The organism is Streptomyces sp. NPDC031365, from assembly GCF_055569765.1.
In genome coordinates this window covers 153,382-169,373 of record NZ_JBVIIM010000003.1, presented here as the reverse complement: position 1 = coordinate 169,373, position 15,992 = coordinate 153,382, and the positions used below count along the sequence as shown (strand labels likewise).

Sequence of the window (15,992 nt, the reverse complement as noted above, 5' to 3'; positions counted from 1 at the left end):
GGCGGGTCGGTATCGCATCCTGGGGGGGCTGGGCATGAGCGTGACGAGTCGGTACCGGGAAGCCTGGGAGGGCTTCTGGCGGGAGGCACCTGACGAGCAGGGGGCCGTGTTCTGGGACGCGGAGCCCGCGCTGACGGTGGCCCGCCACCTTGCCCTGTTCGAACCCCATCTGCCCGATCCGGCACTGCCGTTGGTGGACCTCGGTTGCGGCAACGGCACACAGACCCGTTTTCTCGCCGACCGCTTCCCCCGTGTCCTCGGCGCCGACCTCTCCGCCGCCGCCCTGGACCACGCCCGCGCCGCCGACCCGGCGGGACAGGCGACGTACCGTCAGCTGGACGCCGTGGAGAAGGCTGAGACACAGGCCCTGCACGCCGAACTCGGCGACGCCAACGTGTACATGCGCGGCGTGCTGCACCAGTGCGAGGCCGACAACCGGCAGGCGCTGGTCGACGGCATCGCCACGATGGTCGGCGAGCGCGGCCGCGCCTACCTCGTCGAGCCGTCCGAGGCCGCCGGAGCGGTGCTGCGGAGCTTCGCGACCGGCCCCGGCGGCCCGCCGCCCAAACTCGCGCCGGTCCTCCGGCACGGCATAACCCCCGGCGAGGTCGCCGACGCGGCGGTGCCCGAGTTCCTGACCGCGGCCGGGCTGACCGTTCTGGCGAGCGGCACCCTGCCGCTGACCACCACCGAGTACGCCCCCGACGGCATCCGTATCGAACTGCCGTCCACCTGGTACGTGACGGGGAGCGCCGCGTAGGAAGCCGTCGCCGGCCCGGGCGGGCGGTCACCCGTCCCGTGCCGGGCGCCGGTCCGAGCGGGCCCGATGCCACCACCACACGACGGTGAGGCCGGCGAAGAGGCCGAGCGCGGGACCGGCACTGGCTCTTCGGCACCGGATGTCCGGGAAGCGGCCGGCGCGCGGGGAGGCACACGACGGGCGGTGTGCCTCCGGCGTGGAACCGCGGCCGCGGGAGCGGCCGGTGTGCCCGCCCCGGTCGGTTCCCGCGTGATGCGCTGCCACACCCGCGGCGGTGGGGCGGTCGGCATGTCCGCCTCCTCGACTCCACGGGCGGCGCTGACGATACGGGTGATCAGCTTCAGTTCGTCCCAGCAGCTCCGGCACCCGGCGATGTGCCGCAGGGCACCGGCGTCGTGGGGGGAGACGCCGTTTCCGGCCCGCACGTAGGTCATCCGGTCGCCCAGTGCGGCCGCCCGATGGCGCATGGCGGAGAGCACCAGGTGGGCCTTGGCCCGGTGGAAGCGCCGGTGGAGGAAGACCGAACGGGCCTCGATCATGAGCAGCGGCGTGTCGCGGCCCGGCCCGCCCTCGCCGGGGGTCAGGAAGTGGGGACCGAGCTGATACCCGAAGAGCCAGTGCACGGCGCGTGCCCTCTCAGTCGCGGCCGCGGGCGTGCTGGAAGCGTGCCAGCCCCTCGGACAGGTCGATCACCGGTGCGGGGTAGCCGAGGCGGGCGCGCCGGTCTTCCGGCAGCCGCCACGGCTCGTGCACGAAACGGTCCTCCACGTCGCGCAGTTCGGGCACCCAGCGGCGTACGTAGGTCCCCCGCGGGTCGAAGCGCCGTCCCTGGACGACCGGGTTGAGGACGCGGTGCGGGCGGGTGTCCGTGCCGGTGCCGGCGGCCCACTGCCAGTTGAGCTGGTTGTTGACGATGTCGCCGTCGACCAGGAGCGCGAGGAAGTGCCGGGCGCCGATCCGCCAGTCCACGTAGAGCGTCTTGGTCAGGAAGCTCGCCGCCAGCAGACGCGCCCGGTTGTGCATCCAGCCCTCGTGGCGCAGCTGGCGCATCGCCGCGTCGACGACCGGATAGCCGGTATGCCCCTCCCGCCAGGCCGCGATGTCCTCGGCGGCCTCCTCCTCGGTCCGCCACCGGTCGTGCCGGGTGCGGTAGTCCCGTGCGGACGCTTCGGGGCGCGCCGCCAGCACCTGGTGGTGGAAGTCCCGCCAGCACAGCTGCCGCACGAACGCCTCGGCGCCCGGACCGCCCTGCGCGCGTGCCCGCTGCACGAGTTCCGACGCGGACAGCGCACCGAAGTGCAGGAACGGCGACAGCCGTGACGTCGCGTCGCCGGCCAGGTCGTCGTGCCGGGCCTCGTACGCGGGCATCCCCGACCGTGCCCACCGGGCGAACCGCTCCCGGCCCGCCTTCTCACCTCCCGCGGGCAGGCCCGGTGAGAGAAGGGAGGGCGCCGGGCGGGACGGGAGCGGCTCACCGCGCACCCCGTCCGGCACGGGCACGGTGCGCGGCGCCGGGCGCACCTCCCGCAGCCGCTCGGCCGACCAGCGGCGGAAGTAGGGCGTGAACACCGCGTAGTGGTCGGCGCCGGACGGTGTCACCCGTCCGGGTGCGACGGCGGTGATCACGGTGTCGTGCACATGGAGGGCCACGCCGTCGGCGTCGAGGCCCTCCCGCAGCCGTTCCTCCCTCCGGTGGCCGTAGGCGGTCGCCGCGGCGGCCATGTGGACCTCCGTGGCGCCGGACTCGGCCGCGACCGCGCGGACCTCCCGCGTGACCGGACCGTCGCGCACGACCAGCCGGCCGCCGCGGCGGCGCAGCGAGGCGTCCAGATCCGCCAGGCAGTCGGCGAGGAAGGCGACCCGGTTGGGGGCGTCGAAGCCCGCCGCGTGCACGGCGGGGTCGCGGACGAACAGCGGCACCACCTCGTCGGCGGCCGCGAGCGCGGCGCGCAGCGGCGGATGGTCGTGCAGGCGCAGATCCGAGGTGAACAGGACGACCGCGCGGGTCATGTCGTCGCTCCTGGTGGGGTGAGGCGGTGCGGCGCCGGCCGGTCAGGGACGGGACCGGTGCGCGGTCCGGGCGGGCCGGGTACGGTCCGGGCGTGCCGCTCGTCCGGGCGTGCCCGCGTCCCTGGCGGCGGCCCGCGCGATGTTGCGGGCCATTCCGCCGAAGACGACGGCGTGGAACGGCGAGACGCTCCACCAGTAGGCGTGGCCCAGGAGCCCGCGCGGATGGAACAGGGCGCGCTGGCGGTAACGGGTCCGGCCGGCGGGGTCCGTCTCGGCGTACATCTCCAGCCAGGCGAGTCCGGGCAGCCGCATCTCGGCGCGCAGCCGCAGCAGGTGACCCGGCTCGATCTCCTCGACGCGCCAGAAGTCCAGGGAGTCACCGGCCCGCAGACGGGCCGCGTCACGCCGGCCACGGCGCAGGCCGACCCCGCCGACGAAGCGGTCCAGCCACCCGCGGACCGCCCAGGCGAGCGGGAAGGAGTACCAGCCGTTGTCACCGCCGATGCCTTCGATGACCTTCCAGAGCGACGCGGGGGAGGCGTCGACCGGCAGGGACCGTTCGTCCCGGTAGAGGCTGCCGCCGGCCCAGTCGGGGTCGGTGGGCAGCGGGTCGCTGGGCGCCCCGGGCACGGACGCGGACGACCAGCGGGTGTCCACCTGGGCGTGCCGGACCATGCGCAGCGCCAGGGCAAGCGCCTCGTCGAAGGGCAGCGGACAGCCCGGGGGGTCGGGCACGTGGCGGGAGATGTCGTGCTCCCGGCAGACGACCTCGTGGCGCAGCGACTCGGTCAGCGGACGGGCGATGGAGGCGGGCACCGGGGTGACCAGGCCCACCCAGTGGCTCGAGAGCCGCGGGGTGAGGACCGGCACCCGGACGATGAGCCGTCGCCGCAGCCCGGCGACCTCGGCGTAACGGCGCATCATCTCCTCGTAGGTGAGGACGTCCGGTCCGCCGATGTCGAAGGCCCGGTCGACGTCGGGCGGCATGGTGGCCGAGCCGACGAGGTAGCGCAGCACGTCGCGGACCGCGATCGGCTGGGTCCGTGTCTGCACCCAGCTGGGGGTCACCATCACGGGCAGGCGCTCGGTGAGGTAGCGCAGCATCTCGAACGACGCGGATCCCGAGCCGATGACGACCGCCGCCCGCAGCACCGTGGCGGGCACCGGGGAGTCGAGGAGGATCCGTCCCACCTCCGCCCTGGAGCGCAGGTGCGGGGAAAGGGAGTGCTCGGGCACCCCCTTCGGGGTGAGCCCGCCCAGGTAGACGATCCGCCGTACGCCGGCGGCGTGTGCCTGCTCGGCGAAGTTCCGGGCGGCGCGACGGTCGGTCTCCTCGAAACCGGAGCCGGTGGTGAGGGCGTGCACCAGGTAGTAGGCGACGTCCACTCCGCGCATGGCCTCCGCGAGGGAGTCGGCGTCCGTGACGTCACCGCGGACGGTCTCGACGTCCGGGGCCCAGGGGTGGTCGCGGAGCTTGCCGGGGGAGCGGGCCAGGCAGCGGACCCGGTGCCCGGCCCGCAGCAGTTCCGGCACCAGACGTCCGCCGACGTACCCGGACGCCCCGGTGACCAGGCAGTGCAGCCGCTCGCCGCTTCTCTGTCCGTCCTCGACCGCCACGACTGTTCCTCTCATCCGTCCGTCGCGACGTCCGTGTCCGTCGCGACTTCCTCCTGCGTCCGATCATGAGCGCAGCAGCGCGACCGTGCCCGTCGTGCCGACGCGGCCGGCCACCATGACGAGGGAGCGGAAGCCGCCCGGTTCCGCCGCCCCCTCCAGCCGGGCGCCCGTGGGCCGGTACCGGCGCCCGCAGGTCGATGCCGGGTCCGGCCACGGCGCCCGCAGTCCTCACGCAGTTCAGCAGGGCCGCCTGCCGCCCGCCCCCCGGGAGCGCCGGGGCGGGCAGTCGGGACGGGCACCCCGGCAGCGGAAGGGGGTGTGCCGGGTCCCGCGGAACGACCACCAAACGCCCCTGCGGCGCCCGTGTCACGAGGACGTCGTGTTCCGGGGCGGCACCGACCGCCGCCGCGGCGGGGTGCAGCAGGGCGGGCGGGGGCGTCGGGTGCTCGCCGGCCGGGGCGGACTGCGCCGCACGGGCGAACCGCATCGTGCACGAGCCGAAGGGAGCACCGGCGTGCCGGCACTCGGCCGTGACGCGGCAGGCGACGAGCGCACCGCCCTCCCGCCGTACGAGCTCGCTCACGCCGAGCCCGGACGGCCACCTCGGTCGCGCCGGCACGACGAGCAGCGACGCCGTGGTCTCCGGTCCGATCGTGTGCCACAGCGGCGTGTCGCCGTACTCGGTCTCCGTGGCACCCGGCACGTGGTCGCGGTCGCTCCGCGACCACGTGCCGGCCGCGGAAGCCGTATCGGTCGCCATAGCGTGCATGTGCCTCTCCTGCCGAAGGCGTCGGGTGGTTCGACCGCCCCGCACAGCCACTTCACCGGCCACCGGCCACCGGCCCGCTGGACGCACCCCTCACGAACACGCTCACCACAGGCGGGCGGACGGGGCCCTAACCCCGTCAGGACCGGGAGGTGTCCCGGTCGGCCCGGCCGCCGGCGCCCAGGAGCCCTGTGGCCTCGAACGGCTCGGCGGCGGCCAGCCGCGGCAGCTCGCGTCGCGACAACAGCGTCACCACCGGGGGCAGGGCGGCGCGCACGAGCTGGGCCGACCGCAGCCAGCCGGGCACGTAGACCGACGGACGGCGCCGCTCGATCGCGGCGACCAGACGGCCCGCGACGTACTCGACGGGGTACACCTTGCGCGCCGGCGGCGGCATGTGGCCGCGCAGCTCACGGAGCACCGCGAACTCGTCCGCGTCACGGACCATGTCGGTGTCGGTCCAGTTGATGTAGGCGATGCCCACACCCACGCGCCGGGGGGCCATCTCGGCCCGCAGCGCGTGGGCGAACGACTCGACCCCCGCCTTGGACGCGCAGTACGCGCTCATCATGGGCGCCGTACCGATGGAGGCGAGCGACGCGACCTGGAGGAAGTAGCCGGACGTGTCCAGCAGGTCCCCGATGAACGTACGGGCCGTGGCGGCACTGCCGATCAGGTTGACCTCGACCACCCGGCGCCACACGGCGGGATCGGACTCGGCGAACGGTCCGCCCTCGGCGACACCCGCGTTGGCGACGACGACGGAGGGAGGACCGAGCCGTGCGCGGATGTCCGCGCCGGCCCGGGCCAGGCCCCGGTCGTCCGTGACATCGACCTCCCAGCAGCCGCAGGCGCCCGGAAGGGTGTCCTGGACCCGCTTCAGCGTCCGCTCCTCCCGCCCGAGCAGTGCCACCCTCGCCCCGCGGGCGGACAGCTCCCGCGCCAGCGCCGCTCCCAGGCCGCGCGCCGCTCCGGTGACGACGGCGGTCCTTCCGTGCAGCGGGCTCCCGGTGACCGGCATACGGCGGCTCCTGTTCCGTGGCGGCTTCGTCCTGCTCACCGTAGGCACGGGCGGCGCCATCGGCATGCCGGCGGCGCACCGCCCGCGAACTGCTCCGGTACGGAACACATGCCCGGGGGAACGATCCCGGTCCGCATCCGATTCGTTCCCGGTCCCACCCAGACCCGGACAACGCCGCGCGCTCGGGTGAGTCGGCTCTGTTCGGAGGCCCGCTGGGCAACTACGACACCGAGAAGGCCGACCACGCCCGGATACGGTCACTGCTTCAGCCGCACTTCACGCCGGGCCGCATGCAAGCATTTCGCGGGCGGGTGGAAACGCTGACCGGGCAACTCCTTGATGATCTGGCGGAACAGGGGCCGCCGGCCGATCTCAACGCTGCGCTCGCCCTCCCGTTGCCGATCCTGGTGATCTGCGAGCTGCTGGGCGTGCCGTACGAAGAGCGCACCCAGTTCCGCGCATGGACGCAGGCGGCCGCTGACGTACTGGACAGGGCACGCTCGGAGCAGGGGCTGGGCGACCTCTTCACCTACGGGCAGGAGCTGGTGGGCCGCAAGCGCCGCCGGCCTGGCGAGGATGTGATCTCTCGGCTGTGTGCGACCGACGGAGTCGGCGACGACGAGATCGCCATGCTGTCGATGGCTCTGCTGTTCGCCGGCCACGAGACCACCGTCGTGCAGATCGGCCTGGGTGCGCTGCTCCTGCTGACCAATCCGGGCCAGTGGCAACTGCTGCTGGATGACCCCGGCCTGATCCCCGGGGCGGTCGAGGAAACCATGCGCGCACCGGGCAAGGGCGGCGGAGGCATCCCTCGCTACGCGCACACCGATATCGAGATCGGCGGCGTCATCGTCCGGGCCGGGGACCTGGTCATGCTGGACAACGGCGCCGCCAACCACGACGGCGCCGTCTTTACCGACCCCGAGCGTTTCGACGTCACGCGGCGGGACACCTCTCACCTCACGTTCGGGCACGGCCTGCGCTACTGCATCGGCGCTCCCCTGGCCCGCATGGAACTGCAGGTCGCCTTCGGCCAACTCATCCCGCATTTCCCCAAGATGCAGCTTGCCGTGCCGGTCGAGGAACTGCGCGTGCGCGGTGACGTACTGACGGGCGGACTCGTCCAGCTTCCAGTCAGTTGGTAACGCCCTGCCGGCTTGGTAGGGCCTGCTGGGCTGATGCTCGGGGGCAGGTCCAGCGGGCCGGTCACCGGGCGGGGTGTTCCTTGATCCAGCGGGCGGCGAGCAGGCCGGAGGCGGCAGTGAGGGCGGCGGCTGCGATGACGGTGGCGTTCAGGCCGAGCCAGTCGGCGAGGATGCCGGCGACGAGGGCGCCGGCGGCGTAGCCGATGTCGCGCCAGAACCGGTAGGTGCCGAGTGCGTTGGCGCGCCAGGCGGGGTGGGCGTGGTCGGAGATGGAGGCGATGAGGGCCGGGTAGACCATGGCGGTGCCCAGGCCGAGGAAGACCGCGGAGAGGATGCCCGCGAGCAGTGGGCGCTCCAGCAGGGCGAGGGCGAGGACGAAGCCGACGGACTGGACGAGCATGCCGTAGACGATGAGGGGTTTGCGGCCGATGCGGTCGGCGAGGTGCCCTGTGGAGATCTGCCCCAGTCCCCACAGGATCGGGTAGAGGCCCTTGATCAGGCCGACGGCGGCAAGTCCCAGGCCGTGGTCGGTGAAGAGCAGGGGGAAGACGCCCCAGGTGAGGCCGTCGTTGAGGTTGTTGATCAGTCCGGCCTGGCTGGCGCCGCGCAGGGAGCGGTTGTGCCAGGAGGTGCGGGTGAAGGTGGCTTTGAGGCCGGTGTTCTCGCCGGTGGGCAGCGGCTTGGTGTGGTGGGCGAGTTCAAGGGCGACGTGGGCGGCGGTGTCGCGGACGACCAGGGCCAGGGCGAGGCCCGCGACGACGAAGACGACGCCGATGAGTTCGGGGACAGGGCGCAGGCCGTAGCTGGTGGCGAGGTAGCCAGTGAGCAGGGCGGTGACGCCGACCGCGGTGTAGCCGGCGGCCTCATTCAGGCCGGTGGCCAGGCCTCGTCGGGAGGGGCCGACGAGGTCGATCTTCATATTGACGGTCATCGACCAGGTCAGGCCCTGGTTGAGGCCGAGCAGGACGTTGGCGGCGACGATCCAGCCCCACGAGGGGGCCCAGGCGAGGGCGAAGGGGACGGGGATGCCGAGGATCCAGCCGGCCACCAGGAGCTGTTTGCGGCGGAAGCGGGCGGTGAGCGCCCCGGCGGCGAGGTTGGTGAACGCCTTGGTGAGGCCGAAGGCGATGATGAAGGAGAAGATCGCCAGGTCGCTGGTCAGGCCGAAGGTCTCGGAGCCGATGAGCGGGACGGTGGTGCGCTCGAGGCCGACCAGGCCGCCGACGCAGATGTTGACGATGACCAGCAGGGTGAACTGCAGCCGGTTCTCCCGCAGCCCCAACTGGACCGACCGGCCGGACGTGTCGGTCGTGGTGGGTGGCGTGACATTCACGAGCGCGTGTCCTCCGGGTCCGTGGTGAGCTGCTGGCCGTGGGCGGCGGCGTACTGGTTCGGTCCGCCGTCCAGGACCGTGAGGTCGGTGCGTCCGGCGCGCTCCAGGAGGCTGGCGGCGGTCATGGCCCGCTCGCCGTGCCCGCAGTGGACGACAGCACCCACCGGCGCGTCGACGGCTCGGGTGGTGAGCTCGCCGAGTTCGATGTGCACGGCGCCGGGAATGCACCCCGCGGTGTGCTCGGCCCGCTGCCGGATGTCGAGCACTGGCCCTGCGCCCGCTCGGTCGGCGGTCATGTAGGCGGTGGTGGTCCGGGCCGTCGGCGGCCCAGGCGTCCATGCCGCCCGCGAGGCGCCCGTTGAGGGCCACACCGCGGTCTCGTCCGGCAGCTCGGTCAGCCGCTTCAACGACCGGTACTGGGCGCGGGTGAGTTCCTCGGTGCGCTCCGGGCCGAGGAGGTCGGTGCGGGCGGCGGAGTTCACGATCAGCGACCCGCCGGTGAACACCCCCAGCTCCCGGTTGCCGTCCAGCAGCAGGAAGGACAGATGCTCGTCGGTGTGCCCGGGGGTGGCCAGGGCGCGCAGGGTCAGTCCGCCGAGGTCAACCTCGTCGCCGTCGGCCAGGCGCTGGTGGTCGAAGGCGCGCCGTCCGGCGGCGGAGGCCAGGATCGTGGCGCCGGTGTCGTGGCCGAGCTGGACGGCGCCGGAGAGGAAGTCGGCGTGCAGATGCGTGTCCGCGGCGAACGCGATGCGCAGCCTGCGCCGCTCGGCCGCTGCCCGCAGAGCCCGCAGGTCACGGCTGGCGTCCATGGCAAGGGCACGCCCGTCGCCGAGGTCGAGCAGATAGGCGCTGTTGCCCAGCCCTTCGTCGACCAGCGGTATGAGGTGATCGTCTGCGAAGCCCACGGCGTCCTCCAAGATCTCAGGACGGGGTGTGTGGTCACACCCTCCAAACTCAATTACAATAATCCATAGATTTATGGAGGATGCCATGTCGGAGGACACGAAGAGCACGACGAAGGCCCGGCTGTACGACGCGTTCGCGGCCAGCGGCAAGGCGCTGGCCAGCGGAAAGCGCCTGGAGCTGCTGGATCTGCTGGCCCAGGGCGAGCGCACCGTCGACGCGCTGGCGAAGGCAGCCGGGCTGAACCTGACCACCGCGTCCGCGCATCTGCAGACCCTCAAGCAGGCCGGGTTCGTCACCACCCGCCGCGAGGGCGTGCGCATCCACTACCGGCTCGCCGGTGACGACGTCGCCCAGCTGTTCGCCCTGCTGCGCAAGGTCGCCGACCGCCACCAGGCCGCCGTGCCCGCTGCACGCAACGCCTACCTCGGCGAGGACACCGCCACCGAGGTCAGCCGTGAGGAGCTGTGGGTCCGCATCGCCGCCGGGGACGTCATCGTGCTCGATGTACGGCCGGTGGAGGAGTACCAGGCCGGACACATTCCCGGCGCCCTCTCCATCCCGGTCGACGAGCTGGCCGACCGGATCAACGAGCTGCCCGAGGACCTGGAGATCGTCGTCTACTGCCGCGGCGAGTACTGCGTCCTGGCCTACGACGCGGTACGGCTGCTGACCGACCGAGGCCGCCGCGCGATCCGCCTCAACGACGGCATGCTCGAGTGGCGCCTGTCGGAGCTGCCCGTCGACGCAGCGGACCTGATGTGACCGCCTCGGGCGGCGATCTCCCGCCGCACCCGGGACTGGTTGACGGGCCGGTCTACTTGGACTACAACGCCACCACCCCGGTCGACCCGCGCGTCGCCGCAGCGATGTGGCCGCACCTGACGGACTTCTTCGGTAACCCCTCAAGCGGTCACCCTTACGCCGACACCCCGCGCCGGGCGCTCGCCCATGCCCGCGCCCAAGTCGCCGCGCTGATCGACGCCGGGCCTGGGGAGATCGTCTTCACCGGCTCCGGATCCGAAGCCGACCTGCTCGCCCTGCGCGGCACAGTCCTGGCCTCCGATCGCCCGCACCCGCACGTGATCACGCAGGCCACCGAGCACCCCGCCGTCCTGGAGACGTGCCGGGCCCTTGAGCAGCTGCACGGTGCCCGAGTGACCGTGCTGCCGGTCGACGGCGACGGGCTCCTCTCCCCGGCGGCGCTGGCCGACGCGTTCACCGAGGACACGGTGCTGGCGTCGGTGATGGCGGCGAACAACGAGACCGGCGCGCTGCAGCCGATCGCGGAACTCGCCGCGCTCGCCCACGAGCACGGGGCGCTGTTCCACTGCGACGCAGCCCAGGCCGTCAGCAAGATCCCCCTCAATGTCGGTGAGCTGGGCGTGGACCTGCTGACGATCGTGGGACACAAGATGTACGCGCCCAAGGGCGCCGCCGCCCTCTTCGTACGCGACGGCGTGACGTTGGAGCCGGTCGTCTACGGCGGCGGGCAAGAGCGCGGACTGCGCGCCGGGACGGAGAACGTCGCCCTGGCCGTCGCGCTCGGCACCGCCGCACAACTCGCCGGCGACGAACTGGCCTCCGGCGCCCCGGCCCGCATCGCGGCCCTGCGCGACGACCTCCACCAGCAACTGGCGGCCGCCCTGCCCGGCCGCCTGCACCTCAACGGGCCGGAGAAGAACCGCCTGCCGAACACCCTGAACGTCAGCGTCGACCGTGTCCTCGGGCACGAACTCCTCGGCGCCGTCGGCGAGATTGCGGCCTCGACCGGATCGGCCTGTCACAGCGGCACCCACACTCCCTCCCCGGTGCTCACCGCCATGGGCCTTGATGCGGCCCGCGCGCTCGGCGCGCTGCGGCTGTCCCTGGGCCGCTGGAGCACCGCCGAGGACATCGAGACGGCGGCAGCAGTCCTCATCCGGGCGGCTGCCGCGCAGTGACCGGGCCCACTGGCCCGGAGCCAGAGGAAGCGACGAGCAGCGGGAGAGGCATGACCGGGACCAGCGCGCACGGACTGTCCACCCGCAGTGTCCACGCCGGCGAACGCCGCGACGCCGAGGGCGCCGTCCACACCCCGTTCTACAACCACTCCACCTTTGCGTTCGAAACCACCGCCGATCTCCTCGACGTCGCCCAAGGCCGCAAGACCGGAAACCTCTACACCCGGACCGTCGGCATGAAGACCCTGTCCAACTACGCCAATCACCTCACCCACACACCCGTCGACCCGGCGTGGCACGACCAGCAGTGGACGCCGCCAGCCACCACCCCCTGACGCCTCCGCTGCCGACCGCCCCACGCAGGAAGAGACATGAACAGCACCACACCCACCAGCGCGACGGCTTCCATACCCGACGCCGCCCAGGCGCAGCGCCGTATTCTGCGGGTCCTGGTCGCTTCGCAGGTCCTGAGCGGTGCCGGTCTCGCCGCCGGTGTCACCGTCGGCGCCCTCCTCGCGCAGGACATGCTCGGCACCACCAGCCTGGCCGGACTGCCCAGCGCACTGTTCACCGCCGGTTCCGCCCTCGCCGCTATCACCGTCGGCCGCATCTCGCAGGCCAGAGGTCGCCGCCCCGGCCTCGCCACCGGCTACCTCACCGGCGCGATCGGCTCCGCCGGCGTCATCACCGCCGCCGTCCTGGGCAACCCCGTCCTGCTGTTCATCGCCCTGTTCGTCTACGGCGCCGGCACCGCCACCAACCTCCAGGCCCGCTACGCCGGAGCCGACGTCGCCCCACCCGGCCACCGCGCCCGCGCCGTCTCCACCGTCCTGGTCGCCACCACCCTCGGCGGCGTCGCCGGACCCAACCTCGCCGCCCCCGCAGGCACCCTCGCCGAACACCTCGGCATCCCCCACCTCGCCGGACTCTTCGTCATCTCCGGCGCCGCCTACGCCCTGGCCGCACTCGTCCTCACCATCTGGCTGCGCCCCGACCCGCTGCTGCTGGCCCGTGACCTCGCCCAGGCCAAGGAAGCCGACGCCGCGACCAACCCGGCCGCCGACAGCGGTGACGCCGACACCAGCAAGGGCCGCACAGGTGTCGTCCTCGGCGCGCTGGTCATGATCCTCACCCAGCTGGTCATGGTCGCGATCATGACGATGACACCCGTCCACATGCGCGACCACGGCCACTCCACCGCCGCCTCCGGCCTCGTCATCGGCATCCACATCGGCGCCATGTACCTGCCCTCCCCCCTCACCGGCTGGCTAGTCGACCGCTACGGCCACACGAAGATCGCCGCGACCTCCGGCCTCACCCTCCTGGCCGCCGGTATCCTCGCCGCCGCAGCGCCCGGCGACTCCGTCGCCCTCCTCGCCCTCGCCCTCGCGCTGCTGGGACTGGGCTGGAACTTCGGCCTCGTCTCCGGCACCGCGATCATCACCGAAACCGTCCCCCTCGCCACCCGCGCCAAGACCCAGGGCCTGGTCGACGTCTCCATCGCCATCGCCGGCGCCACCGGCGGCATCACCTCCGGCATCATGGTCGCCGCCACCAGCTACCCCGCCCTCGCCCTCGCCGGCGGCGCCCTGTCCCTCGCTCTCCTGCCCGCCGTCGCCGCCACCGCCTATCGCCGATGAGCACCATGAACCCCGACAACCCCGCGCCGGGCATCACCGTCGACGGCACCGGCCTGCTGTGCGTCACCCTCCTGCTGAGGCTGCGCAAGGAGATCAACGGCGCGGAGCCGGGCACCGTCGTCCACGTCATTGCCACCGACCCGGCCGCGCCGCTCGACCTGCCCGCCTGGTGCCACATGACCGGACACCACTACCTCGGCCTTGTACGGGACACTGCGGACGCGTCGGTGTACGCCCTGCGGATCACCGCCGATGCCTGCGTTACCCGGGCGGCTGCCCCCTGGCATGTGGACGACCCCCAAGGCTGAACGCACAGCTCACCTCGGACCGCCGCATGATCTCGCCGGCGTACTGCTGCTCAAGGAACGCGAAGTACGTGTCGATCTTGTTGATCTTCCCGCGCGGCGTCGACGGCGCCCGCTTGCCCGCCCCGGCGAAGTAGCGATCCACCTCACGCGGGGTGAGCTGGCACGGCACGGTGCCGTAGTACTCGCAGACCTCCACCGGGCAATCCCTGCTGGCGCCGTCGCCACGCCGGGCGGACGGCCGGTGAGCCGGAGGCCCTCGCGCCGCCCGACGGGGAGCCGCACGCTCTCCCCGGGGAGAGGGGCGGGGCTCCCGTGAGGGACGCGGCGCGCTCCGGTGAGCACGGGCCCTCCTCCCACCCCTCGTGTGCCGGGCCCTCCGGCCGACGCGTAACGTGAGACACCATGAAGATCCTCATCAGCGCCGACATGGAGGGCGCCACCGGTGTCACCTGGCCGGCCGACGTGCTGCCGGGGACTCCCCAGTGGGAGCGGTGCCGGTCCCTGTTCACCTCGGACGTCAACGCCGCCGTGCAGGGCTTCTTCGACGGCGGCGCCGACGAGGTGCTGATCAACGAGGCCCACTGGACCATGCGCAATCTGCTGCTGGAGCAGCTCGACGAGCGGGCCCAGATGCTCACCGGCCGGCACAAGTCCCTGTCCATGGTCGAGGGTGTGCAGCACGGCGACGTCGACGGCATCGCGTTCGTCGGCTACCACGTCGGCGCCGGCATGGAGGGCGTCCTGGCGCACACCTTCCTCGCCAACTCCATCACCGGGGTGTGGGTCAACGACGTGAGGGCGAGCGAGGGACTGCTCAACGCGCATGTGGTCGCCGAGTACGGAGTGCCGGTGGTCCTGGTCACCGGTGACGACGTGGCCTGCGAGGACGCGCTCGGTTACGCGCCCGAGGCGCTCAAGGTCGCCGTCAAGGACCATGTGTCCCGGTACGCGGCGGTGTGCCGCACACCGGCCCGGACGGCCGCCGACATCCGCGCGGCGGCCAAGGACGCGGCCGCGCTGGCGGTGCGCCGGGAGCCGGTCGACGGCGGGCCCTTCACCGTCGCGGTGGAGTTCGACGCGGAGCATCTGGCGATGGCCGCCACCGTCGTGCCGGGCGTGACCCGGACCGGCGAGCGGAAGATCGCGTACACCAGCGGGACCATGTACGACGGAATCCGCACCTTCAAGGCGGTCACCACGATCGCCTCGGCCGCGGTGGAGGAGCAGTATGGCTGACGAGCGGGCGATGGACGAGGTCGTGACCTTCACGTCCGACCTGATCAGGATCGACACGACCAACAGGGGCGGAGGCGACTGCCAGGAGCGGCCCGCCGCCGAGTACGCCGCCGCCCGGCTCGCCGAGGCCGGCCTGGAGCCCGTCCTGCTCGAGCGCACCCCCGGACGGACCAACGTCGTCGCGCGCCTGGAAGGCACCGACCCGTCGGCCGACGCGCTGCTCGTGCACGGGCACCTGGACGTCGTACCGGCCGAAGCGGCCGACTGGAGCGTGCACCCGTTCTCCGGGGAGGTCCGCGACGGAGTCGTCTGGGGACGCGGCGCCGTCGACATGAAGAACATGGACGCGATGATTCTCGCCGTGGTGCGGGCCTGGGCGCGCGAGGGTGTGCGGCCGCGCCGCGACATCGTCGTCGCGTTCACCGCCGACGAGGAGGCCAGTGCCGCGGACGGCTCCGGGTTCCTCGCCGACCGGCACGCCCACCTCTTCGAGGGCTGTACCGAGGGCGTCAGCGAGTCGGGCGCGTTCACCTTCCACGACGGCGACGGCCGGCAGCTCTACCCGATCGCGGCCGGCGAGCGCGGCACCGCCTGGCTGAAGCTCACTGCGCGCGGCCGTGCCGGGCACGGCTCCAAGGTCAACCGGGAGAACGCGGTGACCCGCCTCGCCGCCGCCATCACCCGCATCGGCGAGCACCAGTGGCCGCTGCGGCTCACCCCCACCGTACGGGCCGCGCTCACCGAACTCGCCGCGGTGTACGGCATCGAGACCGACCTGTCCGACGTGGACGCGCTGCTGGACAAGCTCGGTACGGCGGGCAAGCTCGTCGAGGCAACCGTCCGCAACAGCGCCAACCCGACCATGCTGGATGCCGGGTACAAGGTGAACGTGATCCCCGGTGAGGCCGTGGCGCACGTCGACGGCCGGTATCTGTCGGGCGCCGAGGACGAGTTCCGCGCGACCATGGACCGGCTCACCGGACCGGACGTCGACTGGGATTTCGAGCACCACGAGGTGGCCCTCCAGGCGCCGGTGGACTCGCCGACGTATCTCCGGATGCGCGCCGCGGTCGAGGAGTTCGCGCCCGAGGGACACGTCGTGCCGTACTGCATGTCCGGCGGCACGGACGCCAAGCAGTTCTCCCGGCTCGGCATCACCGGCTACGGATTCGCGCCGCTGAAGCTGCCGGAGGGCTTCGACTACCAGGCCCTCTTCCACGGAGTCGACGAGCGCGTCCCGGTCGAGGCGCTCCACTTCGGCGTCCGTGTCCTCGACCGGTTCCTGCGGACGGCCTGAACGAGTGGAGGAG

At 72.7% G+C, this 15,992-nt stretch carries 14 protein-coding genes and 1 pseudogene; 9 read left to right on the top strand and 6 right to left on the bottom strand.

The window, feature by feature from the left end:
- Nucleotides 1–34: 34 nt before the first annotated feature.
- The gene (locus ACZ5C2_RS06095) at nt 35–760 is read left to right on the top strand and encodes a class I SAM-dependent methyltransferase (RefSeq protein ID WP_468787087.1); all 726 of its coding nucleotides are present in this window, start codon (nt 35–37) and stop codon (nt 758–760) included.
- 416 nt (nt 761–1,176) lie between these two features.
- Here ACZ5C2_RS06095 and ACZ5C2_RS06090 read toward each other — a convergent pair.
- From ACZ5C2_RS06090 to ACZ5C2_RS06075, 4 genes and pseudogenes are all read right to left on the bottom strand, one after another.
- Nucleotides 1,177–1,383 (bottom strand): annotated as a pseudogene (locus ACZ5C2_RS06090) (cryptochrome/photolyase family protein); the annotation flags it as partial.
- 13 nt (nt 1,384–1,396) lie between these two features.
- Nucleotides 1,397–2,770, bottom strand: coding sequence for a cryptochrome/photolyase family protein (locus ACZ5C2_RS06085; protein WP_468787085.1), 1,374 nt, complete (start codon nt 2,768–2,770; stop codon nt 1,397–1,399).
- A 42-nt stretch (nt 2,771–2,812) separates the two neighbouring features.
- Complete coding sequence (locus ACZ5C2_RS06080; protein ID WP_468787083.1) at nt 2,813–4,402, bottom strand: SDR family oxidoreductase; 1,590 nt, start codon at nt 4,400–4,402, stop codon at nt 2,813–2,815.
- Nucleotides 4,403–5,292: 890 nt separating this feature from the next.
- A complete protein-coding gene (locus ACZ5C2_RS06075) occupies nt 5,293–6,174 on the bottom strand; it encodes an SDR family oxidoreductase (RefSeq protein ID WP_468787081.1) in 882 nt (293 codons plus the stop codon).
- A 290-nt stretch (nt 6,175–6,464) separates the two neighbouring features.
- On the opposite strand from ACZ5C2_RS06075, the gene ACZ5C2_RS06070 reads away from it, so the two are divergent.
- The gene (locus tag ACZ5C2_RS06070) at nt 6,465–7,319 is read left to right on the top strand and encodes a cytochrome P450 (RefSeq protein WP_468787079.1); all 855 of its coding nucleotides are present in this window, start codon (nt 6,465–6,467) and stop codon (nt 7,317–7,319) included.
- 61 nt (nt 7,320–7,380) lie between these two features.
- Here the strand turns inward: ACZ5C2_RS06070 and ACZ5C2_RS06065 are convergent, their stop codons facing one another.
- Both ACZ5C2_RS06065 and ACZ5C2_RS06060 read right to left on the bottom strand, forming a co-directional pair.
- Nucleotides 7,381–8,652: an MFS transporter gene (locus tag ACZ5C2_RS06065; protein WP_468787077.1), complete on the bottom strand. Its 1,272-nt coding sequence runs from the start codon at nt 8,650–8,652 to the stop codon at nt 7,381–7,383.
- Entirely contained in the window at nt 8,649–9,557 is a 909-nt protein-coding gene (locus ACZ5C2_RS06060) for a rhodanese-like domain-containing protein (protein WP_468787075.1), read from the bottom strand. Before ACZ5C2_RS06060 ends, ACZ5C2_RS06065 begins: the two co-directional genes overlap by 4 nt.
- An 85-nt stretch (nt 9,558–9,642) precedes the next feature.
- On the opposite strand from ACZ5C2_RS06060, the gene ACZ5C2_RS06055 reads away from it, so the two are divergent.
- The 7 genes from ACZ5C2_RS06055 to ACZ5C2_RS06025 all read left to right on the top strand — a co-directional run bounded on the left by ACZ5C2_RS06055 (nt 9,643) and on the right by ACZ5C2_RS06025 (nt 15,979).
- Complete coding sequence (locus ACZ5C2_RS06055) at nt 9,643–10,320, top strand: ArsR/SmtB family transcription factor (protein ID WP_468787073.1); 678 nt, start codon at nt 9,643–9,645, stop codon at nt 10,318–10,320.
- Complete coding sequence (locus tag ACZ5C2_RS06050) at nt 10,317–11,498, top strand: cysteine desulfurase family protein (RefSeq protein ID WP_468787071.1); 1,182 nt, start codon at nt 10,317–10,319, stop codon at nt 11,496–11,498. Before ACZ5C2_RS06055 ends, ACZ5C2_RS06050 begins: the two co-directional genes overlap by 4 nt.
- A gap of 50 nt (nt 11,499–11,548) precedes the next feature.
- Nucleotides 11,549–11,833 carry a hypothetical protein gene (locus tag ACZ5C2_RS06045; RefSeq protein WP_468787069.1) on the top strand — a complete coding sequence of 95 codons (285 nt, stop codon included), beginning with the start codon at nt 11,549–11,551 and terminating at the stop codon, nt 11,831–11,833.
- A 36-nt stretch (nt 11,834–11,869) separates the two neighbouring features.
- The gene (locus tag ACZ5C2_RS06040) at nt 11,870–13,138 is read left to right on the top strand and encodes an MFS transporter (RefSeq protein ID WP_468787067.1); all 1,269 of its coding nucleotides are present in this window, start codon (nt 11,870–11,872) and stop codon (nt 13,136–13,138) included.
- Complete coding sequence (locus ACZ5C2_RS06035; RefSeq protein ID WP_468787065.1) at nt 13,135–13,446, top strand: sulfurtransferase TusA family protein; 312 nt, start codon at nt 13,135–13,137, stop codon at nt 13,444–13,446. Before ACZ5C2_RS06040 ends, ACZ5C2_RS06035 begins: the two co-directional genes overlap by 4 nt.
- A gap of 402 nt (nt 13,447–13,848) precedes the next feature.
- Nucleotides 13,849–14,682: a M55 family metallopeptidase gene (locus tag ACZ5C2_RS06030; RefSeq protein ID WP_468787063.1), complete on the top strand. Its 834-nt coding sequence runs from the start codon at nt 13,849–13,851 to the stop codon at nt 14,680–14,682.
- Nucleotides 14,675–15,979: a M20/M25/M40 family metallo-hydrolase gene (locus ACZ5C2_RS06025; RefSeq protein ID WP_468787061.1), complete on the top strand. Its 1,305-nt coding sequence runs from the start codon at nt 14,675–14,677 to the stop codon at nt 15,977–15,979. The genes ACZ5C2_RS06030 and ACZ5C2_RS06025 overlap by 8 nt, the downstream gene beginning before the upstream one ends.
- The last annotated feature ends 13 nt before the right edge of the window (nt 15,980–15,992 follow it).